This is a genomic window from Kribbella sp. NPDC050124, from assembly GCF_044460355.1.
Taxonomy (GTDB): domain Bacteria; phylum Actinomycetota; class Actinomycetes; order Propionibacteriales; family Kribbellaceae; genus Kribbella.
The window spans coordinates 249,044-275,868 of the sequence record NZ_JBITJU010000009.1 but is presented as its reverse complement, the minus strand read 5'-3'; the positions used below and the strand labels follow the sequence as shown (position 1 = coordinate 275,868).

27 protein-coding genes are annotated in these 26,825 nt (G+C 68.5%); 8 read left to right on the top strand and 19 right to left on the bottom strand.

Features of this window, described 5'->3' with window-relative positions; all coding sequences use genetic code 11:
- Positions 1-2: 2 nt before the first annotated feature.
- The 7 genes from ACIBL3_RS22740 to ACIBL3_RS22710 all read right to left on the bottom strand — a co-directional run bounded on the left by ACIBL3_RS22740 (position 3) and on the right by ACIBL3_RS22710 (position 7,030).
- Positions 3-1,661 carry a class I tRNA ligase family protein gene (locus tag ACIBL3_RS22740; protein ID WP_396355515.1) on the bottom strand — a complete coding sequence of 553 codons (1,659 nt, stop codon included), beginning with the start codon at positions 1,659-1,661 and terminating at the stop codon, positions 3-5.
- Positions 1,658-2,125, bottom strand: a complete 468-nt coding sequence (locus ACIBL3_RS22735) for a cupin domain-containing protein (protein ID WP_396355514.1) — start codon at positions 2,123-2,125, stop codon at positions 1,658-1,660. Before ACIBL3_RS22735 ends, ACIBL3_RS22740 begins: the two co-directional genes overlap by 4 nt.
- A 2-nt stretch (positions 2,126-2,127) precedes the next feature.
- Positions 2,128-3,648, bottom strand: a complete 1,521-nt coding sequence (locus tag ACIBL3_RS22730) for a PqqD family protein (RefSeq protein ID WP_396355513.1) — start codon at positions 3,646-3,648, stop codon at positions 2,128-2,130.
- A gap of 37 nt (positions 3,649-3,685) precedes the next feature.
- On the bottom strand, positions 3,686-5,002 hold the full coding sequence (locus tag ACIBL3_RS22725; RefSeq protein ID WP_396355512.1) for a SidA/IucD/PvdA family monooxygenase: 1,317 nt from the start codon (positions 5,000-5,002) through the stop codon (positions 3,686-3,688).
- 78 nt (positions 5,003-5,080) lie between these two features.
- Positions 5,081-5,542 (bottom strand): hypothetical protein, encoded by a 462-nt coding sequence (locus tag ACIBL3_RS22720; RefSeq protein WP_396355511.1) that lies wholly within the window; start codon positions 5,540-5,542, stop codon positions 5,081-5,083.
- Positions 5,542-6,315 (bottom strand): ABC transporter permease, encoded by a 774-nt coding sequence (locus ACIBL3_RS22715; RefSeq protein WP_396355510.1) that lies wholly within the window; start codon positions 6,313-6,315, stop codon positions 5,542-5,544. The genes ACIBL3_RS22720 and ACIBL3_RS22715 overlap by 1 nt, the downstream gene beginning before the upstream one ends.
- Positions 6,308-7,030, bottom strand: a complete 723-nt coding sequence (locus tag ACIBL3_RS22710; protein WP_396355509.1) for an ABC transporter ATP-binding protein — start codon at positions 7,028-7,030, stop codon at positions 6,308-6,310. The genes ACIBL3_RS22715 and ACIBL3_RS22710 overlap by 8 nt, the downstream gene beginning before the upstream one ends.
- Before the next feature lie 97 nt (positions 7,031-7,127).
- Between ACIBL3_RS22710 and ACIBL3_RS22705 the strand changes: the two genes are divergently transcribed.
- A complete protein-coding gene (locus tag ACIBL3_RS22705) occupies positions 7,128-7,796 on the top strand; it encodes a response regulator transcription factor (protein ID WP_396355508.1) in 669 nt (222 codons plus the stop codon).
- Complete coding sequence (locus tag ACIBL3_RS22700; protein WP_396355507.1) at positions 7,781-9,043, top strand: sensor histidine kinase; 1,263 nt, start codon at positions 7,781-7,783, stop codon at positions 9,041-9,043. The genes ACIBL3_RS22705 and ACIBL3_RS22700 overlap by 16 nt, the downstream gene beginning before the upstream one ends.
- 1 nt (position 9,044) lies before the next feature.
- Here the strand turns inward: ACIBL3_RS22700 and ACIBL3_RS22695 are convergent, their stop codons facing one another.
- Positions 9,045-10,670 (bottom strand): ABC transporter permease, encoded by a 1,626-nt coding sequence (locus ACIBL3_RS22695; protein WP_396355506.1) that lies wholly within the window; start codon positions 10,668-10,670, stop codon positions 9,045-9,047.
- A complete protein-coding gene (locus ACIBL3_RS22690; RefSeq protein WP_396355505.1) occupies positions 10,667-11,596 on the bottom strand; it encodes an ATP-binding cassette domain-containing protein in 930 nt (309 codons plus the stop codon). Before ACIBL3_RS22690 ends, ACIBL3_RS22695 begins: the two co-directional genes overlap by 4 nt.
- Positions 11,597-11,706: 110 nt before the next feature.
- Here ACIBL3_RS22690 and ACIBL3_RS22685 point away from each other — a divergent pair, with 110 nt between their 5' ends.
- The 3 genes from ACIBL3_RS22685 to ACIBL3_RS22675 all read left to right on the top strand — a co-directional run bounded on the left by ACIBL3_RS22685 (position 11,707) and on the right by ACIBL3_RS22675 (position 13,267).
- Positions 11,707-12,036, top strand: coding sequence for a cupin domain-containing protein (locus ACIBL3_RS22685; RefSeq protein WP_396355504.1), 330 nt, complete (start codon positions 11,707-11,709; stop codon positions 12,034-12,036).
- A 106-nt stretch (positions 12,037-12,142) separates the two neighbouring features.
- Positions 12,143-12,865, top strand: a complete 723-nt coding sequence (locus ACIBL3_RS22680) for an FHA domain-containing protein (RefSeq protein WP_396355503.1) — start codon at positions 12,143-12,145, stop codon at positions 12,863-12,865.
- A gap of 6 nt (positions 12,866-12,871) precedes the next feature.
- Positions 12,872-13,267 carry a hypothetical protein gene (locus ACIBL3_RS22675; RefSeq protein ID WP_396355502.1) on the top strand — a complete coding sequence of 132 codons (396 nt, stop codon included), beginning with the start codon at positions 12,872-12,874 and terminating at the stop codon, positions 13,265-13,267.
- Between the two features lie 3 nt (positions 13,268-13,270).
- On the opposite strand, the gene ACIBL3_RS22670 is transcribed toward ACIBL3_RS22675, so the two are convergent.
- From ACIBL3_RS22670 to ACIBL3_RS22660, 3 genes are all read right to left on the bottom strand, one after another.
- Positions 13,271-14,896 carry a S8 family peptidase gene (locus ACIBL3_RS22670; protein ID WP_396355501.1) on the bottom strand — a complete coding sequence of 542 codons (1,626 nt, stop codon included), beginning with the start codon at positions 14,894-14,896 and terminating at the stop codon, positions 13,271-13,273.
- Positions 14,897-15,044: 148 nt separating this feature from the next.
- Complete coding sequence (locus ACIBL3_RS22665; protein WP_396355500.1) at positions 15,045-15,755, bottom strand: SDR family oxidoreductase; 711 nt, start codon at positions 15,753-15,755, stop codon at positions 15,045-15,047.
- 20 nt (positions 15,756-15,775) lie between these two features.
- On the bottom strand, positions 15,776-16,753 hold the full coding sequence (locus tag ACIBL3_RS22660; RefSeq protein ID WP_396355499.1) for an NAD-dependent epimerase/dehydratase family protein: 978 nt from the start codon (positions 16,751-16,753) through the stop codon (positions 15,776-15,778).
- Positions 16,754-16,865: 112 nt separating this feature from the next.
- Between ACIBL3_RS22660 and ACIBL3_RS22655 the strand changes: the two genes are divergently transcribed.
- From ACIBL3_RS22655 to ACIBL3_RS22645, 3 genes are read left to right on the top strand one after another with little or no spacing between them, the layout of a single operon-like run.
- Complete coding sequence (locus tag ACIBL3_RS22655; protein ID WP_396355498.1) at positions 16,866-17,621, top strand: SDR family NAD(P)-dependent oxidoreductase; 756 nt, start codon at positions 16,866-16,868, stop codon at positions 17,619-17,621.
- On the top strand, positions 17,611-19,089 hold the full coding sequence (locus ACIBL3_RS22650) for an aldehyde dehydrogenase family protein (RefSeq protein WP_396355497.1): 1,479 nt from the start codon (positions 17,611-17,613) through the stop codon (positions 19,087-19,089). The genes ACIBL3_RS22655 and ACIBL3_RS22650 overlap by 11 nt, the downstream gene beginning before the upstream one ends.
- Positions 19,076-19,627 (top strand): Lrp/AsnC family transcriptional regulator, encoded by a 552-nt coding sequence (locus ACIBL3_RS22645; RefSeq protein ID WP_396355496.1) that lies wholly within the window; start codon positions 19,076-19,078, stop codon positions 19,625-19,627. Before ACIBL3_RS22650 ends, ACIBL3_RS22645 begins: the two co-directional genes overlap by 14 nt.
- 34 nt (positions 19,628-19,661) lie before the next feature.
- On the opposite strand, the gene groL is transcribed toward ACIBL3_RS22645, so the two are convergent.
- The 7 genes from groL to ACIBL3_RS22610 form a co-directional block, all read right to left on the bottom strand.
- Positions 19,662-21,353, bottom strand: coding sequence for a chaperonin GroEL (gene groL, locus ACIBL3_RS22640; RefSeq protein WP_396355495.1), 1,692 nt, complete (start codon positions 21,351-21,353; stop codon positions 19,662-19,664).
- Between the two features lie 66 nt (positions 21,354-21,419).
- Positions 21,420-22,445 (bottom strand): NAD(P)-dependent alcohol dehydrogenase, encoded by a 1,026-nt coding sequence (locus ACIBL3_RS22635; RefSeq protein ID WP_396355494.1) that lies wholly within the window; start codon positions 22,443-22,445, stop codon positions 21,420-21,422.
- Positions 22,442-23,158 (bottom strand): iron-sulfur cluster assembly protein, encoded by a 717-nt coding sequence (locus tag ACIBL3_RS22630; protein WP_396355493.1) that lies wholly within the window; start codon positions 23,156-23,158, stop codon positions 22,442-22,444. The genes ACIBL3_RS22635 and ACIBL3_RS22630 overlap by 4 nt, the downstream gene beginning before the upstream one ends.
- Positions 23,158-24,201 (bottom strand): amidohydrolase family protein, encoded by a 1,044-nt coding sequence (locus ACIBL3_RS22625; RefSeq protein ID WP_396355492.1) that lies wholly within the window; start codon positions 24,199-24,201, stop codon positions 23,158-23,160. The genes ACIBL3_RS22630 and ACIBL3_RS22625 overlap by 1 nt, the downstream gene beginning before the upstream one ends.
- Before the next feature lie 10 nt (positions 24,202-24,211).
- Positions 24,212-24,586, bottom strand: a complete 375-nt coding sequence (gene mimD / locus ACIBL3_RS22620) for a propane 2-monooxygenase effector subunit MimD (RefSeq protein ID WP_396355491.1) — start codon at positions 24,584-24,586, stop codon at positions 24,212-24,214.
- Complete coding sequence (locus ACIBL3_RS22615; protein WP_396355490.1) at positions 24,583-25,752, bottom strand: hypothetical protein; 1,170 nt, start codon at positions 25,750-25,752, stop codon at positions 24,583-24,585. Before ACIBL3_RS22615 ends, mimD begins: the two co-directional genes overlap by 4 nt.
- Positions 25,749-26,822: an NADH:ubiquinone reductase (Na(+)-transporting) subunit F gene (locus ACIBL3_RS22610; protein ID WP_396355489.1), complete on the bottom strand. Its 1,074-nt coding sequence runs from the start codon at positions 26,820-26,822 to the stop codon at positions 25,749-25,751. Before ACIBL3_RS22610 ends, ACIBL3_RS22615 begins: the two co-directional genes overlap by 4 nt.
- Between the last annotated feature and the right edge of the window lie 3 nt (positions 26,823-26,825).

Below are 26,825 nucleotides of genomic sequence, written 5' to 3'. Positions count from 1 at the left end.
GATCACCGGCCTCCGGCGAGCTCACCGTCGGCCACACCGGCCGCCAGCAGTGGAGGCGCGAACGGCGTGACCTCGGCGACGTCGAAGGCTCCGGCGACCAGCGTCCCGGCCGCCGGCGAATCGTCGAAGGCGCCGGCTTCCCGCGCCGCTGTCGCCAGGTCGATGAGGATCGGCGACGCCAGCGCCAGCAAGGCTTTGACCTCACAGAACAGGTCGCCCCAGCTCTCGGGCTGCTCGTCCAGCCCGACGCCGTCGAGGGCCGCCGCCTGTCGGCGCAACCGGTCGATCTGGATCAGCACGGTGTCGGCCGAACGGTTCAAGTTGAACGTCGGCATCTCGTATCCGAGGTCGAACCGCTCGAGCATCACGGTGACCCGGCTCCGCGCAGCGTCCGACACCGGCAGCCGAGTGCTGTCGTCGTCGGCGTTGGCGACCGCCTTGGCGAGTGTCCCGGCCAGCTGGTTCCAGGGTCCGACCAGCCGCTCCTCGGCCATCTTGTCCAAGCCTGCCCGGCTGAAGGTGGACCGCTGGTACTCCGGCGCGGTGAGCGCGAGGTAGAGCCGGGCGACATCGCGCGGCACCTCCTCGAGCAGTTCCTGCGGCGTCAGCACATGTCCCTTGCTGGTCGAGAACTTCGAGCTCTCCAGCTCGTAGAACTCGTTGTTGATGATCGACTCCGGCCAGACGTACTTGTCGCCGTGCGCCATCAGCATCGCGATGTGCGGCAGGCAGAAGTAGTAGGCGTTGTCGAAGCCGAGGAAGTGCACGATCCGCAGGTTCTCCGCGGTCTTCCACAACTCACCCGGCACGGTGTCCCGGCCGAGTTTGTTCGCGGCGTACGACGTGGTGAACATGCCGGCCGGGATCAGCTCGAGCCAGGCGTTGAGCACCTGCCCCGGGACCTCCGGGAACGGCGCCTGGATACCCCAGGACAGCGGGAACGTGATCGGCACGTCCTGCAGCGGCCGGGCCAGCAGCTCGGCGATCATCTGCCGGACGTGCGGCCGCCGGTGCGCGGACAACTTCTCGTGGTACGCCGTCAGCCGCTCGCGGTACTCCTCCAACGGGAGCACCATGATGGTGGCCTCGCGATACGTCAGCTTGTCGCTGGGGTCGATCGTCGAGTGCGGGTTGATCAGCTGGTCGAAGTTGTTCGGGTGGCAGCAGGTCTCGCACAGTCCACCGCGGCTGGTCGTCAGGCAGACCGGGCAGTCGCCCTCGATCAGGCCCTCGACCATGAACTCGCCGGTCCGCTCCAGGTAGGGCAGCCGGACCGTCTTCAGCCGGAACACGCCGGCCGCGTGCAGGGCGCTGAAGTACTGCAGCACGGTGGCGCGGTAGGTCTGGTCGAACGGGCCGAACCCGTCGATCGAGATGCCGATCGCGCTCAGCGCCTCCTGGATCAGCGCCGTCGAGCGCTTGCACAGCGCTTCCGGCGTGATGCCCTCCCGGCCCGCCGACGCGACCACGTAGGTCTGGCTGTCGTCGGTCTCGGAGGTGAAGACGACGTTGCGGCCGCGGGCCCGCTGGTAGCGCGCGTACACGTCGCCGGCCAGGTACGGCCCGGCGATGTGGCCGAGGTGCATCCCGCCGTTCGGGGTCGGGTTCGGCCCGAGGACGAGGACGGGACGGTCGTCCTCGGACGGCAGCAGTCGGGTCATTCGCTTGCTCCTACTCGCTCGGCGGTCTCGATGGCCTCGGCGGCCTGGGCGTTCTCGGCGACGTTCGCGGCCGCGTTGGCGGCGAGCGCCTCGGTGTCTGACCCGGCGTGCTCGGCGAGGAAGCGGTGCGACATCTCCGGGTCCCACCAGATGCTGCAGAAGACGAAGTCCTCGTCGTTGTGGTTGTGCACGCGGTGCAGCTGGCCGGGCGTGAAGTAGGTGACGTCGCCGGCCCGGAACGGCTGCTGGTCGCCGCCGCACTCGACGATGCACTCGCCGGAGACCGCGACGAAGATCTCCTGCTCGTGGTGCGTGTGCAGCTTGGACACCGTGCCCGCGCGGCAGACGGCGTACGAGACCTCGAACGGCGCGTTCAGCACCGGCCACGGCTGCAGTCGCTGGGTGTCCACGCCGTACTCGTGCAGCAGGTTGTCGCGATCAAGCCGGGAGATGTGTACGACCATGATTACCGTCCCGAAATCTGCTCGAAGGTGTTCGGACCGTCCTGGGTGTGCCGGGTCTCGATGACGGCCTTGTGCGGGTCGCCGGCCAGGATCAGGTCGATCACCGGCGCACCGCCGCCGCCGGGCGTCTGCACCGACCGGCTGTACAGCACTCGCAACTGGCTCGGTTCGAGCCCGCTGATCCGCTTGAGCTCGGCGGCCAGTGCCGGATCGTCGGACGCCTCGCCCAGCAGGTGGTGGATCTCGCCGAGGCGGGCGGCCAGGGCCGGGTGCTCGCGGTTCAGGAACCGCTCGAGCCCTTCGCCCTGTCCGGCGAAGGGGGAGTAGGTCATGCAGACCAGCTGCTCCTCGGTGAGGCCGAAGGTCTCCAGCGCATAGTCCTGGGCGGCGAGCCGCATCCGCTTCAGCGCGTCCGGGCTGTCGTACCGGGCCCGCATCATCTCGACCAGCCCGTCCGGGATGTCCTTCTTGCGCATCAGGTTGAGGGCGAACTCGACGTACTCGGCCATGCCCTCGTCGTACGAGCGCTGGAACAGGTGCTCGGCCTTCAGCCCGCGCAGGTGCGCCATCAGCGCCGGGTTCGCGCAGTCGGACTCGGTGAAGCTGAACGCGAGGTCGTCGAACTGGAAGCCGAGGAAGCCGGTCAGCAGGTCGAAGTGGTCGCCGGCGGCGTACGCGGTCTCGCCGTAGATGGTGAAGAACTTCAGCCGCTCCGGCACGTCGGTGCTGACCCGGCGGTCGGCGATCGCGTCGACCGCCTCAGGACCGTGGATGTCGGCGAAGTACGACTGGGCGATGCCGTCGAGCTGGCCCAGTACCCGGCCGAAGCCGTTCTGACCGTCGCGCCTTGCCGGCGCGCTCTGCAGCCGGCGGGAGAGCCGGCCGACCCAGAAGGTGTACTGGCGCTGCTCCTGGGGCGAGTCGCCGGTGATCAGCACGTCGGCGCCGTCGCCGTACGCCGCGGCCAGGCCGAAGGCGTTGAAGACGCTGAGGTTGCAGGAGTTGCAGAAGGTCGGCCGCCCGTCGGCGAAGGTGCGGTGGCCGGTCATCAGGATGTCGAGCCGGTTGCGCCGTACGACGTGCTCGCGTTGCGGGGAGTCGACGTCGAACTCGCTGATCTCGTCGCCGTCCACGAGCAGCAGCTCGCAGTCCGGGTCGTCGGTGAGCCGCAGTGCGCGGTACTCGCGGTCGATGTTCTCCATCACGGCGCGCGGCATGCCGGCGTGCCGGTTGGTCGCCACCCGCATCCGGAACGTGCGGCCGTGCACCTTGTAGAGGATCAGTTGCATCGCCCGGACGAAGGCCAGCATGTACGAGCTGTCCTTGCCACCGCCGAACGCGACCAGAACAAGGTTCTTCTCCAGCTCCGGCCGGTGCGGCAGCTCCGCCTCGAGCCTGCCGGTGCAGCGCAACGCTTCGGCCATGATGTCGGGCGGCATAGCTGCTTGCAGGCCTGCGAACGCCTGGTCCCGTGCCCGCGCCACGTCGTCGGTCGGGGCACGATCCAGTTCGAGTGTTGTCATCCGGCTCTCCTCGAGGGCTGGGTGGTTCTCCCACGCGTTAGAGCCCGGACGGCTGCTCCGCTGATACAGCGGCGGGGACCCGCTCCCGGTGCGCCACGATGTCGCGGCAGATCTCCTCGGCCCGCTGGGCCAGCACACTGAGCAGTGAGTCGGAGATGCCGTGCGTCTCCTCGTTGACGCCTTGGAGATAACACGCCGCGGTGCTGTCCGCGCCGAGGTCCATCCGGTACTGCCGGGAGACGTCGACCCGGTCCAGCTTCAGGCTGTGCGCCAGTTCGCGGACCAGGCGCGGCATCCGGGTGTCGAAGCCGGTGCCCAGGAAGACCAGGTCACGGTGCAGTTCGGTGACGGCTCCGGTACGGCGGTCGGTCAGCTCGAGGACCACCTCGTCGCCGGTTTCGCGGGCGGCGGTGATGTCGACCATCGTGACGAGCCGCCGGTCGGTGCGCTCGTTGAAGCGGTCCAGGTACAGGTCGGCGTACAGGTGCTCGAGCATCGGGGGCGTGACGACGGAGTAGTTGGTCCGGTACATCTCCGCCAGGATCTGTTCGCGCGCCGCGGGCGGGGCGTCGTAGAACTCGTCGACGTACGACGGGTAGTACAGCTCGTTGGTGAACTTGCTCGACTGGTCCGAGCTCAGCCCGATAGACCGCATCAGCCAGGTGATGTCACTGTCGGGCAGGTCGTCGCGAAGCGCTCGGAAGATCTCGGCGGCGCTTTGCGAGCTACCCACCAGGGCGACCCGGTAGGGCAGCTCCCCGGACAACTCGGCCACCCGCCGCCGATAGTCGGTGCTGTGCACGATCCGGTTCGGGGGCAGGTCGGCGAGTGCGGGCGGGATGTTCGGTTCGCGGCTGCCGCCGTACACCAGGTACCGGCTGGTGATCGTCGTACCGTCGGCCAGTGTGGTGACCCAGCCCGTGACGGCACCGGTGTCGTCGCGTCGCGGCCGCACCGCCGCGCACTCACGACCGAGCTCGATCCGGACCCGGGTGAGCGACTCCGCCACCCAGCGCAGGTATCCCGCGAACTCGACCCGGTACGGGGTGAACGTGCTCATGTTCACGAACTCGTCCAGCCGGCCGGTCTCGTACAGGTGGTTGAGGAACGAGAACCTGCTGCGCGGATCCCGCTGGGTGACCAGATCCTTGAGGAACGACACCTGACTGGTGGCCCACGGCATCAACATGCCCGGCTGCCACTCGATCGCGGTGTTCCGGTCGATCAGCAGCGTGCTCTCCGCAAGCTCCGGCGCCAGTTCCTCGAGCGCCACCGCAAGGCCCAGGTTCGACGGCCCGGCGCCGATCGCGAGCAGTTCGACTTCCACGTCGGGCCTGGACATGTGTTCGGACATCTGCGTCGCCTCGTCTCGGTCGCCGTCACCTCTCCTTCGAGAGCCCGCGGCCACTCCCCGGTGATACACCGGTCGGCGTCAGATGCTTCCGAACAGTCGTCGCGCGGTGCGCGTGTGGCCGGCCAGCGCCGCGGCTGCGACGGCTGTAGGTACGGCGATGGCGAACGGCAGCGCACCACCCGTGTCGAGGGACTCGCGGCGCGAGACGGTGAGGTGCACCGGTGGACCGGCGACGAGGCGGCCGCTCTGCGGGATCAGTACGACGTACACCGCGAAGCGGCCGGGATTGACTGCCTGGAACTCCCAGTCCAGCGACGTCTTCTCAGCCGGCACAGGTTGGGTCACGTCCTGGGACCAGTCCTCCAGGTCGACGTACACGCCGTCGAGGCTGACGACGTTCAGGTGCGCGATGGCGGGACCGGACACGACCGACTCGATCGTGAGCGTCTGGCCGATGACGGCGGTGAGGTCGTCCTGGCTCATGGTGATCGTGGGGTCGGGCGCCGCGAGGAGCAGCGCAGCCACGCCGAGGATGTTCATCATTTCTGCCCTGCCGTCAGTCGGACGAGTCGTGGGCCGGCCGCGATCAGCACGCCGATGACGATCAGGGCGATGGCGATCGGGGCGGCCAGGTAGCCGAGGTCAGCTGTCCAGCCGCGCCGGCCGACGAGAATCTGGGAGATGTAGTGCAGGGCCGACCCGATCGGGTTGATGCGCCTGATCACCTCGCCGACGCCGGTCGCCGGCAGGGCCGGCAGTTGGGTCGGAGCGAACAGCACGAGGAGGAGCAGCAGCCCGCAGGCCAAGCTGGTCTTGTTCGAGTTGGTGACAGCACTGATCAGCAGGCTGATCCCGCCCAAGCCGATCGCCACGAGGGTGCCGACCGTCGCGGCGAGCACCGCGGCTTGGCCGGCGGCCGCCACGCCGCGCCCGAGAACCCACAGGTAGGGGAGGGTGACGACGAGGCAGGCCAGCCACATGGTTGCTGCGGCCGCGAGTTTGCCGACCACGATCGCGCGGCGAGACACGGGCGTGAGCAGCAGACCCTCGAAGGTTCCGCGCTCGCGTTCGCCGCTGATCGCGTCCGCGCTGACGACGACCGTGAGCAGTACGCCGACCGCCAGCCCGACCTGGACCGTGAGGTTCACCGCTTCGCGTTGCTCGAGGAAGTTCAGCGCCTGATTGGTCGCGGCAAGATAGCTCATCGCGCTCAGCAGCACACTGAACCCGAAGACCAGGACCGGTCCGCGACCGTCGACCCACAGGTCCCGGCACTCCTGCCCGGCGACGACCTCCCAGCGACTTCTAGTCATGGCCGGCCTCCTCGGTGAGGCTGAGGAACGCGTCGCTCAGGCTGCCGGCCCCGGCGACGATCTCGTCGATCGGTCCGGCCGCCCGGAGCTTGCCGCGGTCGAGGATGAGGACGGTGGTGCAGACCTGCTCGACCTCGATCAGCGTGTGCGTCGAGAGCACCACCGTGGCGTCTCGCCTGAGTTCGCCGATGGTGGCGAGGATCTCGCGCTGGCCGGCCGGGTCCAGGCCGAGGGTGGGCTCGTCGAGGAAGACGACCGCCGGATCGTTGACCAACGCCCGGGCGATACCGAGTCGCTGCTTCATACCGCGGCTGTACGTCGAGATCCGCGCTCCCGCCCGATCGCCGAGACCGACGTCGTCGAGCAACCGGTCGGCGACGGTTCGTGCATCCCGGCGGCTGCGGCCGAACAGCCTGGCCGCGTACCGGAGGTACTCGCCGCCGGTCTGCCGCGCCGGGTAGCCCGCGCTCTCCGGCAGCACGCCGATGCGCTGCCTGATCTGGTCCGGCCGCTCGCCCGGGATGCCCGCCACGGTGAAGGTTCCGCTGGTCTGTCGGAGGATCGTGGTGAGCAGGCGGATCGTAGTGGTCTTGCCCGCGCCGTTGGGGCCGAGCAGGCCGAGCACGTCGCCCGGCTCCGCGGCGAAGGTGAGCCCGTCGAGGGCGTTGCGCGCGCCGTACCGCTTGCTGAGGCCGACCGCCTCAATGGTTGCCATGCCGCCGACGGTAGGACGGAGGCGCTGAATGCTCGCTGAACGCCGCATTCAGCCGGAGTTCAGCGACAATGAAGGAGTATCGGCCTGGAGGTGGCGGATGCGGGCTCTGGTGGTGGAGGACGAGGTACGGCTTGCGACCGGTCTGCGCAGCGGGCTGGAGGCCGAGGGGTACGCCGTCGACGTCGCGCTGACCGGGACCGACGGGTTGTGGTTCGCTCGCGAGCACGGTTACGACGTCGTGCTGCTGGACGTGATGCTGCCGGAGATCGACGGGTTCGAGATCTGCGCGACGTTGCGGGCCGAGCGGAGCTGGACGCCGATTCTGATGCTGACGGCAAGGGATGCCGACGCCGACCAGATCCGGGCCCTGGACACGGGCGCGGACGACTACCTGACCAAGCCGTTCTCCTACGCCGTCCTGATCGCCCGGCTGCGGGCCCTGGTACGGCGGGGCGCGGTGGAGCGCCCGGTCGTGCTGCAAGCCGGCGAGGTCCGGCTGGATCCGGCCGCCCGGCGGGTCTGGCGTGGTGAGACCGAGTTGGTGCTGACGGCACGCGAGCTGTCACTGCTGGAGTTCCTGATCCGGCGGTGCGGTCAGGTCGTGTCGAAGCGGATGATCCTGGACCACGTCTGGGACTACGACTTCGAGGGGGACCCGAACATCGTGGAGGTCTACATCCGCCGCCTCCGGACGAAGCTGGGGACCGGGTTCGTCACCACGGTCCGCGGCTCGGGCTACCGGATGACGCCATGCGAATCCGGGTAACGCTCGCCGCTGTGCTGGTCGTGGGACTGGCTCTTGTGGCCGGTGCCTTCGTGCTCGTCGCCCTGCTCGGCTCTGTGCTGACGGCCCAGGTCTGCACCGAGGCCCGGGAACGCGCCGCGGAGCTGTCTTCCGGATCGGCCCGCACGGCGTCGACCAGTGCCGAAATCGTCCAGCTCGTGGATCGCTCCGGCGCCGTGACCGGTGCACCCGAGGCCGCCAGGATCGCCTCGCCCGGGCGCAGTTGCGTCAAGGTCGAGCCTCCCGGGCACGGCGAGGACTTCGTCTTCGCGGCAGCCGCGGTGGAGTCGGGTGGTGAGGTGGTCGTGGGGCGGCCGCTGGTCGACGTACTGGACTCGACGCGGTTCGTGAGCCGGGTCCTGGTGGTCGGGGTGCCGGTGATGATGCTGATCGTCGGCGGGGTCACGTGGGTGGTGACGGGGCGGGTGCTGGCGCCGGTGACCGCGATTCGGCGTGCGGCCGACGAGATCACCGCGACCGAGCTCCATCGCCGGGTTCCCGCCGTACGGACCGACGAGATCGGCCTGCTGGCGCGGACGATGAACCGGATGCTCGACCGGTTGCAGCGGTCGTACGAGAGCCGGCAGCGGTTCGTGTCCGACGCGTCGCACGAACTGCGGTCGCCGATCGCGGCCATCCGCCAGCATGCGGAGGTCGCGCGCGCCCACCCCGACCGGGTGAGCGTCGACGAGCTGGCCGAAACCGTCCTCGAGGAGGACCTGCGGATGCAGCGCCTCGTCGACGACCTCCTGCTGCTGGCGCGCTCCGACGAGGAGCACGCCGCACCACCCCGTACGCCGATCGACCTCGACGACCTGGTCTTCGCCGAGGCCGAACTGTTGCGCACCGCAACAGATCTCACGATCGACACCGCCGCGGTCTCGGCGGGCCAGGTGCTCGGCGACGGGACCGCGCTGGCCCGGATGATCCACAACCTCGCCGACAACGCGGCCCGCCATGCCCGGACCCGCGTCACTTTCACTCTGGCCGAGGCTGCCGGCGCCGTCGTACTCACGGTGTCCGACGACGGGCCCGGCATCCCGGCAGCCGATCGCGAGCGCGTGTTCGGCCGTTTCGTCCGGCTCAACCCGGCCCGCTCCCGCGACACCGGCGGCACCGGACTCGGACTTGCCATCGTCGCCGAAGTCGTCAAGCGTCACCACGGCACCGTCCGCATCACCGGCAGCGCGACCTTCGAGGTCCGGTTCCCCAGCCCCGACGTCGACTGAGTCAGACCGGGAGGGCGAGGTTCCTGCGGCGCAGTGAGAGGACTGCTGCGGTTGCCAGTAGGCCGCTGACCAGGCAGAGACCCAGGAGCGGTCCGATGGTCGGGTCGACGGCCGGCGCGTTGGGCACGTGCGTGAAGGGCGAGAGGTCCAGCACCCACTGTGGCAGTCCCATCGCGGGGCCGAACATCGGCCCGACCACGATCGAGCCCACCACGAGCGCCCAGGACAGACCGACCGACCATCGGGGGAGCAGCATGATCAGCGTGACGACCGCGGCTGCCAGGACGCTGACTGCGGGCAGTTGGACCAGCGCCGCTCCGATGAGGTCGCGCAGCAGCGACCCGGTGCCGCCGAGAGCCTGACCACCGGTGATGGCCATCGCCGAGGCGAAGACGAGGAGGAGCACCACCGAGCCAACCAGAGCGTTGACGGCGTACGCGCCCAGCCAGCGAACGCGCGAGACCGCGGTGCCGAGCACCGCCTCCAGCTCGCCTTGCGCCTCGTCGTGATGCAAGCGCAGCAAGAGTGTGGTCACACAGATCCCCACCAGCATTCCGCCGAACTGCATCATCGAGGCCCAGTAGGCGCCGAGCAGGTCCACGTCACCCCCGAAGGTGTTGTACCACTCCGTTCCCTCACCCTGAAGTCCGCCGATCTGGTCGCCCAGCGCCCCGAACACCAGCCCGAACCCGAACAGACCGATCATCCAGCCCAGCAGCGCCCCACGCTGCAGTCGCCAGACCAGACCGGTCGAGCTCCGCGTCGTTGGGCTCGCATGAGCGGCACCCGTGCGCTCGGGCCAGGTTCCCCGACCTACATCGCGTTTCCCGACGAGGACGATGGCCAACGCACACAGGGAAGCCATCATCAGTACGGCGAGCCCGGCAGGCCACAAGGCGTTGTCCGCGAACGGCCGCATCTGCTGGCTCCACCCGATCGGGGAGAGCCAGGCCGGCCAGGCACTGGTGACCCGGAGCGCGGCCGAGTCCACCGTCCCGAGCATGTTGCCCAGGGCGGCGAGCACGAACGAGACCCCGAGTCCCGCACCGGCAAGGCCGATCGCTCCGCGCGCAGTCGACGCCAGCTGGGACGTCACCGCAGCGACGCCGGTGAAGACGACGCCAACCAGGGCAATCGACGCACCGCCGACGAAAGCACCGGTCGCGGGCTGCCCCGCGGCCACCATGCCGAGACCGAGCGCGAACATCAGCACGACGTTCGCGGCAAGTCCGACCAGTACGGCGGCCGCCAACGAGGCATGGCGTCCGACCACACCGGCCCGCAGCATCTCCTCACGACCGAGTTCCTCGGACTGCCGGGTGTGCCGGACAACTGCAAGGACGCTCATCATGGCCGCGAGCACGGCCAGAGTGAGCGCGTCCCGGTGCAAGGCATAGCCACCGATGCTCGGACCGGTGACCAGGCCGAGCACCCGCATGCCGGGATTCTCGACCACGATCCGGGTGTCCGGCACGAGGAGTTGGGGGTGCTTCGTGTAGCTGTCCTCGAACATGGCCGTCGTCGCCGCCAGGAATCCGGCCATCCCCAGGATCCAGGCCGGCAAGGTGATCCGATCCCGCCGCAGCGCGAGGCGAACCAGCCGACTCGTTCCGGTGAAGCCGCTCATCGCACCGTCACCGCCTCGAGGGTCTCATCAGGTACGGCGATGTCCTCGCCGTAGTGCCGCAGGAACAGCTCCTCGAGCGTGGGCGGCGACGTGATCAGCGAACGCACGTCGAGACCGACCAAGCGCCCGAGCACGTCACTCAACTCAGCCGGATCCACGCTGAACTCTGCGTGCCGGTCCTGCACTCGGGCGTCGTGGACGCCGGGCCACGTCGCCACAGCGACAGGCCGCTGGGCGGTGTCGACGACTACCGACGTACGGGTGAGGTGACGTAGGTCGTCGAAGCTTCCGCTCTCGGCGGCGCGACCGGCCCGGATGATCGTGACGCGGTCGCACAACGCTTCCACCTCGGCCAGGATGTGGCTGGACAGCAGGATGCTGCGTCCATCCGCCCGCAACTCCTGGACGACGTCCTGGAACACCGACTCCATCAGCGGGTCCAGCCCGGACGTGGGCTCGTCCAACAGGTAGAGCTCGACATCCGAGGCGAACGCCGCCACCAGGGCGACCTTCTGCCGGTTGCCTTTGGAGTAGGCCCGGATCTTCTTCGTCGGGTCGAGCTGGAAGCGCTCGAGCAACTCCTTGCGACGATGCTCGTTCAAGCCGCCCCGCAGATCGCCCAGTACGTCGATCACCTCGCCGCCGGTCAGGTTCGGCCACAGGTTCACCTCGCCGGGGACGTAAGCAAGACGTTGATGCAGCTTCGCCGCGTCGCGCCAGGGGTCACCACCGAGCATGACGGCGTGCCCGCCATCGGCACGCAGCAATCCGAGCAGAACGCGGATCGTCGTCGTCTTCCCGGCACCATTCGGCCCAAGAAAGCCGTGCACCTCGCCGAGCTCGACCTGGAGATCGAGACCGTCGAGTGCCCGGGTGCTGGGGCCGAAGTCCTTCACCAGTCCGGAGACTGCTATCGCAGCTGTCATCGAGACCACACCCTTCCCAAGTCCCACGACATCACCGCCGTGCGGCGACCAGCAGGGCCGAACGTCCATCCTTGGCCCGCCCTACGGCCCGGTCGTGCAATCATCGGACGATGGACGTCGCGTCGATCAGCCAGTTGGCGACTGACTTGCTCGTCAAAGCAGCGTCTGCCGAGAGCGGGCGCAGCTCGGTGACCGTCTACAGCAGGCAGGGTGCCCGTCTGCGGCAGACGCTTATGGCGTTGACCGCGGGCCGGGTGATGGGGGAACACCAGAGCCCCGGGGATGCCTCGCTGCTCTGCCTGCAGGGCCGCGTCGTCGTGCATGCCGGTGACGCTGCGGTTGAGCTCGGTGCGGGCGGTCTGATCGCCGTACCGCCACAACGGCACGACGTCGAAGCACTCCAGCCGTCCGTCCTGCTACTCACCGTCGCCTTGCACTGACGTTTGCCGGGGCCGCTGCATCTTGTTGCCGTCCCGTCCGAGTGCTTTGCTGATTGTGGGGGTGCGGTGCGGACGGGCGAGGTGCTCGCGATCACCGCAGCGGACCATGACCGATGGATCGAGTACGCCGTACCTCGTGGTGGAGACGGGGTCGCACGAAGGGCAGCGGATCAACCTGACCGGTGCTCACCTCACGGTCGGCCGGTCGACGGACTGCGACGTACGGTTCCAGGATCCGTACCTGAGCCGCACGCACGCCGCGCTGTGGCAGCGGGGCGGTGCGGACTACGTCGAGGACCTGGGTTCGGCCGGCGGCACCTTCGTGAACGGGGAGCCGATCAAGGAACCGCGGCGGCTGTACCCGGGTGACCACGTCACGTTCGCGGACCTGCGGCTGCGCTACCGCACCGACGAGGGCGCGCCGACCGCGGTCCGCTACGACGTCGGCGATCAGCGCGCGCACACGATCAACAACGTCGCGCGGGACCAGTACGTCATCCAGCAGCGGGAGAACTTCTTCCGCGAGATCGCCGCCACGAAGACGAAGGCCAGGGGACTGATCTGGACCGGTGTGGTGGTGTTCCTGATCGGACTCGGCATCGCCGCGGTCGGCTGGTACACCTACTTCGGTCAGATCCTGGACTTCTCGTCCGCGTCCGGCATGCCCACCCAGGACGACTTCAGCGGCTTCCTGGTGTTCGCGCTCGGCGGCTTGGTCAACCTGATCGGTTTGCTGCTGATCATCGCCGGGATCGTGCTGCACATCGTCGCCACCGCGCGCCGTCGCCGGGTCGACCGGGAACTACCGCCACCGCAGCGGATGAGATGAGTCGCGATGACGTTCAACATCAACAACCAGAACGCCGCCAACATCAACAACGTCGGCCGCGACCAGCACATCACCGGCGGCCAGACAGGCATCGTGGTGACCCCTGAGCAGGCCCAGCAGGCGTTTGCCGAGCTACGGGCGGGCGTCCGGGCCGCGCCGCTCGACCCGGCGACCTCCGCCGCGGCGCAGACCGAGCTCCGCGAGGTCGAAACCGGCCTCCGTCAGCCGGAGCCGGATCGCGAACGCATTGCCGGGCGACTGGAACGCCTGACCCGCATCCTCCGCGACGCAGGCTCCCTGACCTCCGCTGCATCCGCCCTGATCGCCCCGATCCGCATCCTCGCCCAATGGCTGGGCGCGGCAGGAGCGCCGATCCTCGGCCTCCTCGCCGCGCTGGTCTGACCGCTATCCGTTGAGTTTGGCCTTGAGGGCGCGGGACGGCCCCTTGGCCAGGAGGTCGTCGCGGATGGTGTCGGCGTTGCCATTGGCGGTTGCCGCGAGGCCGCGGTCCGTGGCAGCCAGCATGGATTCGAAGCGGCGGTAGAGGGCGGGGTCGGTGGCGAGGTGGAAAGCCAGCTCCTGGCCGACCTGCCCGAGGTCGACCGGGACCTTGTCGGTTGTGGTGTTCAGGACGGTGGCCAAGCCGGCGTTCAGGCTGTCGACCGTCGTGACGGTGTCGGCGGCGTCGTACAGGTGGCCGAAGGTCCTGGTTCCGCCGCGGTCGACGGCCGCGTGCTCGTCGGCCGTCGGGGCGAGTGTGGGGACGAGGGTGCCATTGGGTAGCGGCGCGGACAGGAGTGCGTCCGCGTTGACCAGACCGCCGCCGAACTCGCCGGTGGGCCAGCCGGGCATCGGAGTTGCGGTGGACCGGAGCAGTTGCAGGAAGGTCGGGGCGATCTTCTCCCGGCCGCCGCAGGCCTGGATGATGGTGTTGCGGCCGTGCTTCGACAGCCACAGGGCCGCGATTCCGGCGACGGTCGCCACGGCGTACGACGTACCGGAGCCTTGAGTCACGTCGGCCCGGCTGTCGTTCTTGTGCGCCTTCGCATGCCAGACCCGGTCGCCTGGCGCGGTGATGTCGACCGCGTGACCCCGCGACGAGCCGCTCCACGGGTTGCCCGCGGCGTCGCAGGCGGCGACGGCGACCACTTCGTCGTACGCGGCGGGGAAGACGACGAAGCGGACGCAGTTCCCGGCGGCGGCGAGCACGATGACGCCCTTGTTCCGGGCGTAGACGACGGCGTCGTGCAGGCGGTCGCTGCCGAGACCGCCCATGCTCATCGAGATGACGTGGGCGCCGCGGTCGGCGGCCATCTCGATCGCGCGGGCCAGATTGAGGGTGTCGAGGACGACGACGCTGTCCGAGACCCGGTAGGGGATCAGCTTGGCGAACGGCGCGGTCCCTGACACGCCGATCTGCGCGTTGGAGCGGGGACTGACGATGACGCTCGCCGTTCCGGTTCCGTGGCCTGGCGTCCGCCAGGGCAGACCACCGCTGAGCTCGTCCCGGGCGTCGTTGTCGTTGTCGAACAGGTCGAAGCCCTGCGGCACCAGCAGGCTCGACGCGATCTCCGGGTGATTGCGGTAGCCGGTGTCCGGGTGACCGACGACCACGTCGAGGCCGGGTCCCTTGCTCGGGTCCGTGAAGTGATGCGACCACGCCTGGACGACCTTGGTCATCTCCAGGCTCCACTCGTGCGACTTCGCCTTGTCGAGGTCCTTCCCACTTCCGCAGACCCAGCCGAGGGAGCCGAACGCCGCGGCTTCCAGGCTGCCGTCGCCGGTGATTCCCCAGTCCGGACGATCCGTGACCCACGCCTTGAAAACCGGCTCGGCGCTGGCGATCCCGCGGTGCGCACGGAGCCGATAGGTCCGGTCCCAGGCGTCCGCGGGCTTCAGCACGCCTTCCTTGGCGAACACCTCGAAGTAGGTGGTCCGACCCCCGTAGTTGCGCACCTGCCAGCCCTCGCCGAGCTCGTCGGCGATCGCCTGATCGACCTTCGCCCGCGCCCGCCCGCTCGTCGTCTTCACGGCAAACGCCTGAAAGACCGGCACGGCGTACTTCGTCCTCCGCCTACCGACTCGTCCGTTCATCCCCCACTACGCCCCCACCCCACCTCGCCCCACCTACCACAGACACCCCACCGCTACCCCCTGTCAACCCACGCACCCGTTTGACCTACCAGGGGATGGGGCCGTTCTCGTCGAAGAAGCCGCCGGTGGGGCCGTTGGCGGGGAGGACGGCGTAGTGGACCACGACGGCCGCGCCGTCGGCCGCCGGGCGGTTGGCGCCGGGTGACATGTCGGTTTTGGTGTAGCCGGGGTTGACTGCGTTGACCTTGATCGGTGTGTCCCTGAGTTCGGTGGCGAAGGCGACGGTCACTGCGTTCACGGCCGACTTCGACGTGTTGTAGGCCAGGCCGTTCCACTCCGGTCGCCAGTCGGGGCGGCTGACGACGGTCAGGGACCCGGCACCGGAGGAGAGGTTCACGATCCGGCCGGCGTCGGCTTTGCGCAGCAAGGGAAGCACGGCCTGCGTGACGGCGACCAGGCCGAAGACATTGGTCTCGTAGGTCTGTCTGAGTACGTCGAGCGGCACCTCGCTCGGTGGGCCTTCGGCCGGGGCGATGCCGGCGTTGTTGATGAGTACGTCGAGCCGTCCGAGCTTGTGGACTGCGGTCGCGATGCTGTCGGGGTTGCTGACGTCCAGGACGACGTACGACGCCTCCACGTCCTCGGAGCGGAGCTTGTCGGCCGCTACCCGCCCGCGCTCCTCGTCACGACACGCGATCACCACCCGGTAGTCCAGCTGGCCCAACTGCCGGGCCACCTCGAACCCGATGCCCTTGTTGCCACCGCTAACCAGCGCAACCTTCTCACTGCCCGTCATTCGTCGTCCTCGGCTGTGTGTCAGGGGGTGTAGCGGGGGATGAGGGTGTTCATGGCTTCGTTGATGGACTGGTCGATGCGGCGGTGGGTGGGGTTTTGGTCGTGCCAGGTGATGATTTCGTGGGCGCCGGTTTCGAAGGGGATGGTGGCGACGTAGTCGGGGACCACTTGGCGGAGTTTGGTGTTGTCGAAGACGGCCGAGTGGGTCTTGTCGCCGAGGAGGCCGTCTCCCCAACCCTTGTGTACGGCGGCGATGGCGTCCGAGGGGACGTGGACGATCTGTGCCGTCGTGCCGGCCGCGGTGGCGAGTGCGTTGGCGATCTGGTCCCAGGTGAGCACGTCGTCGGAGGTGATCTGGAAGGCCTCGCCGAGCGTGCGGGGGTGGCCGAGCAGGGGAACCAGTCCGCGGGCGAAGTCGCGGTGGTGGGTCAGGGTCCACAACGAGGTGCCGTCACCGTGCACGACGATCGGTTCGCCGCGGCGCATGCGCTCGACGATCGTCCAGCCGCCGTCGAACGGCACCAGGGTGCGGTCGTAGGTGTGCGAGGGCCGCACGATCGTGACTGGGTACCCCTCGTCGCGGTACAGCGAGGTCAGCAGATCTTCGCAGGCGATCTTGTCCCGTGAGTACTGCCAGTACGGGTTGCGCAACGGCGTCGACTCGGTGATCGGCAGCCGGTTCGGTGGTGTCTGGTACGCCGACGCGGAGCTGATGAACACGTACTGGCCGACATGCCCGCGCAGCGCGTCCGTGCGAGCGCGCACGTGATCGGGCGTGAACGCCACCCAATCGACAACGACGTCGAAGTCCTGGCCGGCCAGCGCGGCCAAGGCGGCCGGATCGTCGATATCGGCGGTGACCTGCTTCGCCTCCGGCGGGAGCGGGCGGATCGAGGTCTGACCCCGGTTGGCGACCGTGAGGTCGAGCCCGAGCTCGACGGCTCGCCAGGAGCAGGCCGAGCTGATGATTCCGGTGCCACCGAGAAAGAGAACGCGCATTCGGACAACTCCTCGTGGAGCTAGCTGTAAGGTCGATGACGTTCAGAGCTTGGAGAATGATAACAGCTGCGGCATCCTGAGCTTACAGACGGAAGATGAAGGGAGGTGTGAGGTGAGCAGCCTGGAGGGACGCGTTGTACTGATCACCGGCGCCGGTGGAGGCATCGGCTCGGCGACCGCTCGTACGGTCGTGGCCCAGGGCGGCCATGCGCTGATTCACGACCGCGCGAGATCCGCGCTCGCTGCCCTCGCCGAGGAGCTCGGTGACAACGCCACGGTCCTGGTCGCTGACCTCACCGACCTGCAGGCGGTCGAGAAGCTGTGGTACGACGCCTGGGCCGTCAAGGGGCACGTGGACGTCCTGGTCAACAACGCCGGCGCCTATCCGCCGGCTCCGCTGGACGCCTCGCTCGACGAGTGGCTCACGGTCTGGGACTTCTCGCTCGACCTGCATCTCAAGGCGCCCGCGATCCTGTGCCGCGAGGCGGTCACGGCGTACGCCGGACTGGACCGCGGCGGCATCATCATCAACCTGGCGTCGCGCGCTGCGTTTCGCGGCGAGGACCCGGAGTACTGGCACTACGCGGCAGCCAAGGCGGGCGTGGTCGCGATGACGCGCACGATCGCACGCCAGTACGGACGCCAAGGTGTGACTGCCTTCGCTGTCGCTCCCGGGTACGTGGACACCGATCTGAACCAGCACTTCCGTGACACCGTCGGCGTCGAGGTCGCCGCGGAGCAGACCGGCCTGGGGGAGGTCGCCCAGCCGCAGGACGTCGCCAACATCATCGCGTTCCTGGCGACCGGCCTGGCCAAGCATGCGACGGGCACCACCATCGACGTCAATGGAGCGTCCTATGTCCGTTGACATCAGCGGAGCGCGCTCGAGCGCGGATCTGTTCGTCAACGGATCGTGGACCGCAGGCAAGGCCGGTCACCTCGACAACGTTGACCCAGGCAACGGCCGAACCATCGGCGCGGTGTCGTTGGCGAGCACCGAGCAAATAGCAGAAGCGATCGCGGCTGCCGAGAACGCTTTCGCAGCTTGGTCCGCCACACCGGCCGTTGCCCGAGGCGACATTCTCCGGCGTGCGGCGGGCCTGCTCGCGGACCGCGCCGAGGAGGCCACCGCGACGATCCTGCTGGAGACCGGCAAGACCGAGGCTGACGCCCGCGGCGAGATCGGCCGGGCCGTGGAGACCCTGCGCTGGAACGGTGAGCAGGCCGGCCGGATCCAGGCCACGATGTACCCAGGCACCGGATCACGCCGTACGTCGATCCCGACCGCGCTCGGCCCGGTCGCGGTGATCACGGCCTGGAACTTCCCGGCGGTGCTGGCCACCCGCAAGCTCGGCGCTGCGCTCGCAGCCGGCTGCACGGTGGTGTTCAAGGCGTCCGAGTTCGCTCCGGCCACCGCGCGACTCATCGTCGAAATGCTCGTTGATGCAGGGCTTCCGGCGGGCGCGGTGAATCTGGTCTTCGGTGAGCCACGGGCGGTGTCGGAGCAGCTCACCAAGTCCCCGTCGATCAAAGCGTTGTCGTTCACCGGCTCGACGGCCGTCGGGAAGGCGCTGGCGGCACAAGCGGCACCGAATTTGATCCGCACCGTGCTGGAGTTGGGCGGGCATGCACCCGTGCTCGTGATGGACGACGCCGACGTGGATCACGCGATCGCCACCACGGCGGCAGCCAAATTCGGTTCCGCCGGTCAGTCGTGCGTCGCGCCCTCGAGGTACTTCGTGCACGAGTCCCGCTACCAGGAGTTCGTTGACAAGTTCACGGCCAAGGCAGCGTCGCACGTCCTTGGACACGGCACCGAGGACCGAGTCACGCTCGGCGCGGTCGCTCATCAGGGGCGCGTGGACGCACTGGTCCGCCTGGCCCGCGATGCCGCCGATCATGGGGCCACCATCACCACCGGGGGCAGTCAAGCGGACCGTGACGGGTTCTACTTCGAGCCGACGGTTGTCGCCGGGCTCCCGCTGGACTCCGAGGCGATTCTCCTCTCGGAGGAGCCGTTCGGTCCGATCGCGACCGTCTCGTCGTTCAGCACGCTGGACGAGGCGATCGACGCAGCCAATGCGGCGCCCTACTCGTTCGCGGCGTACCTGTTCACGGACAGCATGGCCGTGCGCGACGAGGTCGTCCGGCGGCTGAACGCCTCGAACCTCGGCATCAATCAGTTGGCGCCGTCGCTGCCCGACGTACCTCTGGGTGGCCTGGGCAACTCCGGTTACGGCTACGAGGGTGGCATCGAAGGCATACTCGCCTTCACTCAGCTTCGCCTTGTCTCCGAAACGCACGTCACCAGGGGAGAATCCCATGCTCGCCGATAACCACTCCTCGTTGGCGCACGTCCGTGACGTGGCCGCGACGACCCGCGAACCGCACGCGCTCGACGCGATCGACCTGGCCCTGCTGAAGATCCTGGTGGCCGACTGCCGTACGTCGCAGCGCCAGATCGCCGCCATGCTCGGAGTGTCCGCCCCCACCGTCGGTGAGCGGATGGCGAGGCTGGAGCGCAACGGCGTGATCACCGGGTACAGCGCCCAGGTCGACTGGTCGGTCGTCGGCTACGGCCAGGTCGTGTTCCTGTCCATCGAAGCAGGACCGGGGTACGACGTCGCCGCGATCATGGCCGCGCTCTGGGAACTGCCGGAAGTCGAAGACGTCACGCTGGTCACCGGCGAGCTCGATCTGCTGATCCGGATGCGGGTCCGGGACTACGGCGAGCTGCGGACGATCCTGATGGAGCAGGTCTGGCGGATCCCGGGCATCCAGCGCACCGCGACCCTTCTCTCGGTGGCAGACATGCCGGCAAAGGACTTCGGCGCCGCTCTGCTCGACAAGATCGAGCAAGCAACCGCCGACTGAGTGGGCACCGGACTCGTCCCGGTGCCCACCCGTCTCAGCCGACCGAGGGGCCCAGCCCGAGGGACTGTGGAGTGCTGGAGTCAGGCGACGGCTGGTGCAGGCCTTCGTCGAGGGCGCCGTACTCCGTCATGAGCGCCGGGCTGCCACCCCAAGGGGTCTGCTCCTCGGCGATCAGTGTGTTGGTGGTGAGCAGCAGACCGGCCACCGAAGCGCCGTTCTGCAAGGCCGATCTGGCCACCCTCAGCGGATCGACGATCCCCATCTCGAGCATGTTCCCGTAGCGGCCTTCGAGCGCGTCGAACCCGTCGTCCGGTCCGAGCTGCCCGATCCGCTCGAGCACCTCCTCCCCGGAGTAGCCCGCATTCGTCGCGATCAGGTACGCCGGCTCGCGCAGCGCCCGCCGTACGATCTCGACGCCGGTCGCGTAGTCGTCCTTCACCTCGAGATCGTCCAGTGCCGACGCCGCGTGCAGGATCGCCACCCCACCACCCGCGACGATGCCCTCGGCCATCGCCGCCCGGGTCGCCGACAGCGCGTCCTCGACTCGGTGCTGGAGCTCCTTCAGCTCCGCGGGGGTCGGCGCACCGACATGGATCACCGCGACCTTGCCGGACAGCGCACCGATCCGCTCCGTCAGCACGTCCTCGTCGACTCCGAACGTGGCCCGCTCCAGCTCGGCCCGGAGCTGGGTGAGCCGGAAGTTGACGTCCTTCTCATGACCGGGGGAGGCGATGATCGCCGTACGGTCGGCGGTGACCCGCACCTGGTCGGCCCGGCCGAGCTGGTCGAGAGTCATCGTCTCCAGCGTGAAGCCCGAGTGCCGGCTGAGGACCGCCCCGCCGGTGATCGCGGCGATGTCCTCCAGCTTGTGCAGCCGGCGGTCGCCGAAGCCCGGCGCCTTGATGCCGACGCACTGGATGTGCCCGTTGACGTGGTTGTGCACGAGCATGCTGAGCGCGGTGCCCTCGAGGTTCTCCGCGATGATCACCAGTGGCTTCGGCTCCCGCATCATCTTGTCCAGCAGCGGCATCAGTTCCTGCACCTTGGTGATCTTCTCGCTGCAGAGCAGGATGTACGGGTCGTCGAGCACCGCCTGCAGACTGCCCGGATCGGTCACCATGTACGGCGACAGGTAGCCGTTGTCGAACTCGAATCCCTCGACGAAGTCCACCCGCATCCCGTGCGCGGTCGACTCCTCGACCGTCACGATGCCGCCGTCGCCGACCGCGTGCAGGGCCTTCGCGATCACCGCGCCGACCAGCTCGTCGTCGTTCGCCGAGATGGCCGCCACCCGGGCGAAGTCCTGCTCGGTGACGACCGGGTGGGCGACCTGGCGCAGCCGCTCGACCAGGCGGGCGACCGCGACGTCGATGCCGCGCTTGACCAGGACCGGGTTGCCGCCGGAGCCGATCGCCCGCATGCCCTCGCGGACGATCGCGTGCGCCAGCACGGTCGCGGTGGTGGTGCCGTCGCCGACGATGTCGTTGGTCTTGATCGCGGCTTCCTTGACCAGCTGGGCGCCCATGTTCTCGAACTGGTCCTTCAGGTGGATCTCCCGGGCGATGGTGACGCCGTCGTTGGTGACCACCGGCGAGCCGGTGATCTTCTCCAGGATGACGTTGCGGCCCTTCGGCCCGAGCGTCGACCTGACCGCCTCGGCCAGCTGGTCCACCCCGGCCAGCATCAGCTCGCGCGCCTGTTCACCGAATCGCAGTTCCTTGGCCATCGGCCCCTCCTCCTTGACTGCCCGGTCCGGGCGAACGGTGTGTCGGTTCGGTGTCGGTTGCGCGTGCTAGGGGACGAGGATCGCGCGGCCCCGCACCCGGCCGGCGTCGAGATCCGCGACGGCCTCGACGGCCGCGTCCAGCGGGTAGGTCCGGGTGTGCAGCGTGACCTTGCCGGCCTCTGCCAGCGCCATCAGCTCGGCCAGCTCGTTGTACGTGCCGACGATGTTGCCGATGATGTTCCGCTCGGTGGAGATGATGTCCAGAGTGGGGACCTGCAGCTGGCCGCCGTACCCGATGACGAAGTACGAACCGGCCGGTGCGGTCATTGTGAAGCCGTCCGCCTCGGCGCCTTCCTCGGCGACGAAGTCGAGTACGACGTGCGCGCCGGCGCCACCGGTGAGCTCCTGCACCGCCGCCACATGGTTGCCATCAGCAACGACGGTGTGGTCGGCGCCGAGCTGCTCGGCGAGCTTCAGCGCATCCGGGTTGCGGTCGACCACGATGATCGTGGTCGCGGTGAGCGCAGCCAGGCACTGGATGCCGATGTGGCCGAGCCCGCCGGCGCCGATCAGGACGCAGGTTGTGCCGGGGTACAGTAGGGGGATCGCCTTGCGGACAGCGTGGTAGGCGGTGATCCCGGCGTCGGCCAGCGCCGCGACGTCCTTCGGCTGGGTCGACGGGTCGAGCTTCACACACGCTCGCGCGGAGGTGAGCAGGTATTCGGCCATCCCGCCGTCGCTGTCCAGGCCGGGGAAGGTGCTGAGCGCGCAGTGCATGTCGTTGCCGGCCCGGCACGCCTGGCAGAGCCCGCAGGTCGGTGTCGGGTGCAGGATCACGGTGTCGCCGACCTGCACGTTGGTGACCGCCGAGCCGATCTCGTGCACCCAGCCGGCGTTCTCGTGGCCGATCGTGTAGGGCAGCGTCGGGTGCATCGCCTCGGCCCACTGGCCTTCGATGATGTGCAGGTCGGTGCGGCACACGCCGGCGCCACCGATCTTGACGACCACGTCCAGCGGGCCCTTGACGCTCGGCTCCGGGACGTCCTCGACCACCGGTTGCTGGTGGTATCCGTGCAGTCGAACGGCCTTCATTCCGTGTCCTCCTCCTCACCCGCACCGGTGGTTGAGTAGCGGTGTCGCAGCATTCCCCGGCAGATGCCGGTGTTGGCCTCGATACCGACCCGGGTGATCCGTGCCTTGCCGAGGTGCAGCGACACCGCGGCACCGGTGACCGGGTCACCGGTGCCAGGGTCGACCAGCAGGGGAGCGGCCGGATCGGTCCGCAGGCCGAGCTCTGCCCGCCGTCGGCACAGCCGGTCCAGCTGTGCCGACGGGGGCATGTCGCCGAGCGTCATCGTCGCCAGCGCCGCCGGATCGAGTCCGGCGGCCAGCAGCGGACGGCAGACCTGGTCGGTGCCGGCCAGCACCGCCTTCGCGACGAAGGTCCGGCGCAGCTCGTCCAGCTCGGCGACCGCCTCGCCCTCGAACGAGGCGACGAAGCCGGCTCGCGCCGCCACGCCGGCGTTGATCGCCGCCGCGGCGAAGTGGTCCTCGAGCGCGACGTCGGCGCTGCGGACCTCGGGTAGTGCCGAGACGACGTCGTACGCGTCGGCGACCATCAGGAACGCGAAGTTGGGCGCGCAGAAGTACGTCGGCAGCCGGAGCCTGACCACGACGTCACCGGCTGCCGACACGACGCACGACGAGACGAACCCCAGTGTCGTGATGGGCTCGTCGAGCTCCGGATCCCGCACCGCGTCGAGCGCGGTGAGGATCCGGGACCGCTCCGCGACCGCGGCCGTCATTACTGGGTGACCAGCTTCGCGTCGTCTTGTGCTGCGGGCTCCGCGTGCGGGAGCTGCAGCTCGTCCGGCACCTTGATGTCGTAGAGCTTCGCCGCGTTCAGCCCGAGGATCTTCTTCTTCCCCTCGGTGCCGAGCCGCGGGTAGTCCGAGAACTCGTCGCTGTCGGGGAAGTCCCAGTCGACGAAGCCCTCGACCTGCCACTTCGGCTCCCAGATGCCGTAGTCGCTGCCGAAGGTCATCTTGTCCTCGCCGACCCAGAACAGCAGCTCGCCCATCACCTTGGCGAAGAACCGCGGCCTTGCGTGCATCAGGCCGCCGATCACGACCGCCAGGCCGGCGTACACGTTCGGCTCCTGGGTCGCCATGAAGCAGAAGTCCTCGATCCGCGGCAGCCCGACGTGCTCGACGATGAAGTTGAGCTCGGGGAAGTCCGTCGCCGCGTGGTCGATGTCCGCTACGTCGAACGCGTCCTTGTCCAGCGGCCAGATCGTCGGGCCCTTGTGGACGTGGATGTTCTTGATGCCGAGCTCCTGCGCCCGCTCCAGGTACCGGTACGCGGCGGGGTCGGTGAGCTTGTAGCCGCGCGAGCCGGCGTTCCACTCGGCGGTGTACAGCTTGACACCGCGCGAGCCGTACCGCTCGACGTTGCGTTTCAGCTCCTCCAGCCCGGCGTCGCCGTCGCGCGGGTCGAACCGGGTGTTGTGGACGAACATGCCTGAGTGCTTCTCACCCAGCGCGGCGTTCCGCTCGGTGGTGTTGAAGCCCTCCTTGTACCACTCCTTCAGGTACGTCGGCTGGAAGATCGCGACGTCGACGTGGCCCTCGTCGAACACGTCCTTCATCAGATCTTCCTCGGTGTACTTCATGAACTTCTCGATCGGCCAGTGGGTCTCCTTCGGTGCGAGACCCATGTACGCGTGGAAGCACTCGATCCAGCCCTTCGCGTACTGCTCCTGGCCCGGCACCCAGTTGTCGGGTGAGGCGTCCCAGAAGTGCATGTGGCTGTCGACCACGAAGTACTTCTCGCCGTCCTTCTCGTACACGAGAACCCCCTTACTTGGCGACTGTCAGGTCGAATCCCAGGTACTCGGCCGCGTCCTCGGGATTCGCGACCAGGATCGTCCGGTCGTCGGTGTGGATCATCCGGCCGTAGTGCGTCGACATGTTCTCTTCGAACTCGGCCTGGTCGAAGTAGCCCGGCTCCTCGCCCAGCGCTTCGGAGACCTCGTCGTAGACGACCTCCATCTTGCCGACCGCGTCCACCCTGATCATCGACGGCAGCGGCGTCAGGGTGACGTTGTCCTTCTGACCCATCACCTCGGCGACGACCTCTCCGACCTGGTTGTTCATCAGCGTGAAGCCGCACCGGTTGGACGCGGTGCTGTCGGACTTGAAGGGACTCTCTGCGGTGGTGAAGGTGGTGCTCACTGTGCCAGCTCCTTCGGCTCCTCGAGGCCGAGTCCGACGACGATGCCGCTGAAGCGGCTCTTCGCCCGGTCCAGCCCGTCTTCGAATCGTGGCGGCTTGGTGTCCGGCTGCGACCACAGCGGCTGCAGCGTCCGGGCCGCCTCGATCGCGCGGGCCGTCCAGTCGGACGTCCAGTCCTGCAGGATCGCCTTGTTGTGGTCGGCGAACTCCCGGTCCGCGGTCAGCAGCTCGAACATCGCCTTGGTGTAGCGCAGGTCGCGCTCGGCGAAGTCGTACTCCGCCGCGCCGACGATGGTCGGGGTCACGAAGTCGCCGTTGCCGGGGGCGGCCTGCTGAACCAGCTGGCTGCGGAACAACTCGCCGACGAGCGGTTCGAACACGACGTTCGCGGCGAAGATCGCCTCGCACCAGTCGTCGATTGCAGTGAGCCGCTCGGCCAGGTCACGCACACCCTGCCAGGCGGGGTCGGAGTTCCAGGTCTCCAGGTGCGCACCGCCGTCGAAGCCTTCGATCTCCTCGCTGAGGGTCAGGTTGTAGAGGGCAAGGTCCTGCGCCGCACGGATCCGGTGCATGCTGTTCACCGAGATCGCGTTGTTGTGCATGTTGGTGGGCGCCCGCCGGTTCGCATTCGCGAACAAGTAGAGACCCAGGCCGTGGTCCACATGCATCCAGGCGCCGACGTGCTGCTCGACGAAGCGGACCCAGTTGCGGTTCCACTGCTCGAAGGCGTGCGACTGCCTGGCCGCCTCGACGTTCTGGGTGACCTGCCGTACGACGTTCGAGTTGTACCGGTAGAGCGTCATCTCCCATTCTTCGTTCGGATCCCGGAACTCGTGCCAGCCGGTCGCCGGCCAGTCGTAGCCCTTGCCGCCCGTACCAGGACCGCGCTCCGGCTCCGGCCGGTCCGAGCCCCAGGCCTTCAGCACAGTCCAGTCCAGCGGATAGCCGCCGCGGCCGTCGGAGAACCCGTACAGCCAGCCCTGGCTGAGGTAGTGGCGTGGATCCGGCTGCACCTCGACGGTGACGTCTTCGTAGTGGCTCTGCTTGCGCTTCTGCGGTGTGTAGTAGTTGAAGCGACGTTCCGTCGAGTCCGGGAACACCTTGGCGCCGGCCTCCGCATCGGTGAACGTCGGATGCGGCACGCTCCGTTCCTGTGTGGTCGTCATCTGGTCTCTGCCTCCAGCACCTCGGGATCACCGGCGTCGCCGGTGGTGGTGAACTTGTCGTAGAAGATGCGCTTCTGCGCGACGCCCAGCCGTTCCAGCAGGGGTAGCGCGGCCTCGACCATCGGCGGCGGGCCGCACACGTACGCGTCGGCCCCGGCAAGGTCGTCCTCGTGCCGGGCGACGACGTCGGTGATCAGACCGACCTCGCCGTCCCATTCGTCGTCGTCGGCCGGCTCGGACAACGCCGGCACGTAGCGGAAGTTCGGCAGCGTGGTGGACAGCGCCCTGAGCTCGTCCTCGAAGCACAGGTCCCGTCGGGTGCGCGCACCGTAGTAGTAGATCGTCGGCCGGTCGATGGCGCGCTCGGCCATCGACCGCAGCAGCGCCAGCACCGGCGCCATCCCAGCTCCGCCGCCGAGGAAGACCAGCCGCGCGCCGGGGTTGTCCCGGAGTGTGAACACCCCGAACGGTCCGGTCAGGTCGAGCCGGTCACCGACTGCCAGCCGTTGGTCCAGGTACGACGAGAACACGCCGCCCGGATAGATCTTGATCACGAACTCGAGCAGCCCCCCGTCCCTGCTCGACGTGTTCGCCATCGAGAACGACCGGGTGGCGGACGACCCCGGCACCGCGATGTCGACGTACTGGCCGGGGAAGTACTTCAGCTCGCCCGGCTCCACCAGTCGCAGCACCAGGTGCCGCATGTCGTGCGTGACCGCGGTGTTCGCGACCACTTCGGCCACACCCGTCTGGATCGGCAGACCCGAACGGATCATGTCCTCGTCGTAGTTGAGCAGCTCGATCGTCAGGTCCTCGTACGGGTGCGCCCGGCAGAGCAGCGTGTAGCCCTCGTCCAGCTCGTACTCCGGCAGCGCGAACGTCGAGTACCGGTCCAGCTCGATGTCGTCACCGTCGAGCACGAACGACTTGCAGGACGAGCACTGGCCCTCCTTGCAGCCGTGCATGAGCATCACGCCCTGCTCGGCCGCGGCCCGCAGGATCGTCTGCTCCTCGTCGACCTCGATCTCGATGCCGACGGGCTCGAACCGTACGACGTGCTTGTCGCCCATGGG

Bases quoted from the DNA above. Each gene is read 5' to 3' on its own strand.
- ACIBL3_RS22710 (WP_396355509.1), bottom strand. From the start codon at position 7,030: ATGGCAACCATTGAGGCGGTCGGCCTCAGCAAGCGGTACGGCGCGCGC.
- ACIBL3_RS22685 (WP_396355504.1), top strand. From the start codon at position 11,707: ATGGACGTCGCGTCGATCAGCCAGTTGGCGACTGACTTGCTCGTCAAA.
- ACIBL3_RS22730 (WP_396355513.1), bottom strand. From the start codon at position 3,648: ATGACAACACTCGAACTGGATCGTGCCCCGACCGACGACGTGGCGCGG.
- ACIBL3_RS22660 (WP_396355499.1), bottom strand. From the start codon at position 16,753: ATGCGCGTTCTCTTTCTCGGTGGCACCGGAATCATCAGCTCGGCCTGC.
- ACIBL3_RS22690 (WP_396355505.1), bottom strand. From the start codon at position 11,596: ATGACAGCTGCGATAGCAGTCTCCGGACTGGTGAAGGACTTCGGCCCC.
- ACIBL3_RS22695 (WP_396355506.1), bottom strand. From the start codon at position 10,670: ATGAGCGGCTTCACCGGAACGAGTCGGCTGGTTCGCCTCGCGCTGCGG.
- ACIBL3_RS22650 (WP_396355497.1), top strand. From the start codon at position 17,611: ATGTCCGTTGACATCAGCGGAGCGCGCTCGAGCGCGGATCTGTTCGTC.
- ACIBL3_RS22735 (WP_396355514.1), bottom strand. From the start codon at position 2,125: ATGGTCGTACACATCTCCCGGCTTGATCGCGACAACCTGCTGCACGAG.
- ACIBL3_RS22715 (WP_396355510.1), bottom strand. From the start codon at position 6,315: ATGACTAGAAGTCGCTGGGAGGTCGTCGCCGGGCAGGAGTGCCGGGAC.
- ACIBL3_RS22630 (WP_396355493.1), bottom strand. From the start codon at position 23,158: ATGACGGCCGCGGTCGCGGAGCGGTCCCGGATCCTCACCGCGCTCGAC.
- ACIBL3_RS22675 (WP_396355502.1), top strand. From the start codon at position 12,872: ATGACGTTCAACATCAACAACCAGAACGCCGCCAACATCAACAACGTC.
- ACIBL3_RS22635 (WP_396355494.1), bottom strand. From the start codon at position 22,445: ATGAAGGCCGTTCGACTGCACGGATACCACCAGCAACCGGTGGTCGAG.
- ACIBL3_RS22680 (WP_396355503.1), top strand. From the start codon at position 12,143: ATGACCGATGGATCGAGTACGCCGTACCTCGTGGTGGAGACGGGGTCG.
- ACIBL3_RS22665 (WP_396355500.1), bottom strand. From the start codon at position 15,755: ATGACGGGCAGTGAGAAGGTTGCGCTGGTTAGCGGTGGCAACAAGGGC.
- ACIBL3_RS22610 (WP_396355489.1), bottom strand. From the start codon at position 26,822: ATGGGCGACAAGCACGTCGTACGGTTCGAGCCCGTCGGCATCGAGATC.
- ACIBL3_RS22725 (WP_396355512.1), bottom strand. From the start codon at position 5,002: ATGTCCGAACACATGTCCAGGCCCGACGTGGAAGTCGAACTGCTCGCG.
- ACIBL3_RS22645 (WP_396355496.1), top strand. From the start codon at position 19,076: ATGCTCGCCGATAACCACTCCTCGTTGGCGCACGTCCGTGACGTGGCC.
- ACIBL3_RS22740 (WP_396355515.1), bottom strand. From the start codon at position 1,661: ATGACCCGACTGCTGCCGTCCGAGGACGACCGTCCCGTCCTCGTCCTC.
- ACIBL3_RS22720 (WP_396355511.1), bottom strand. From the start codon at position 5,542: ATGAACATCCTCGGCGTGGCTGCGCTGCTCCTCGCGGCGCCCGACCCC.
- ACIBL3_RS22615 (WP_396355490.1), bottom strand. From the start codon at position 25,752: ATGACGACCACACAGGAACGGAGCGTGCCGCATCCGACGTTCACCGAT.
- groL (WP_396355495.1), bottom strand. From the start codon at position 21,353: ATGGCCAAGGAACTGCGATTCGGTGAACAGGCGCGCGAGCTGATGCTG.
- ACIBL3_RS22700 (WP_396355507.1), top strand. From the start codon at position 7,781: ATGCGAATCCGGGTAACGCTCGCCGCTGTGCTGGTCGTGGGACTGGCT.
- ACIBL3_RS22705 (WP_396355508.1), top strand. From the start codon at position 7,128: ATGCGGGCTCTGGTGGTGGAGGACGAGGTACGGCTTGCGACCGGTCTG.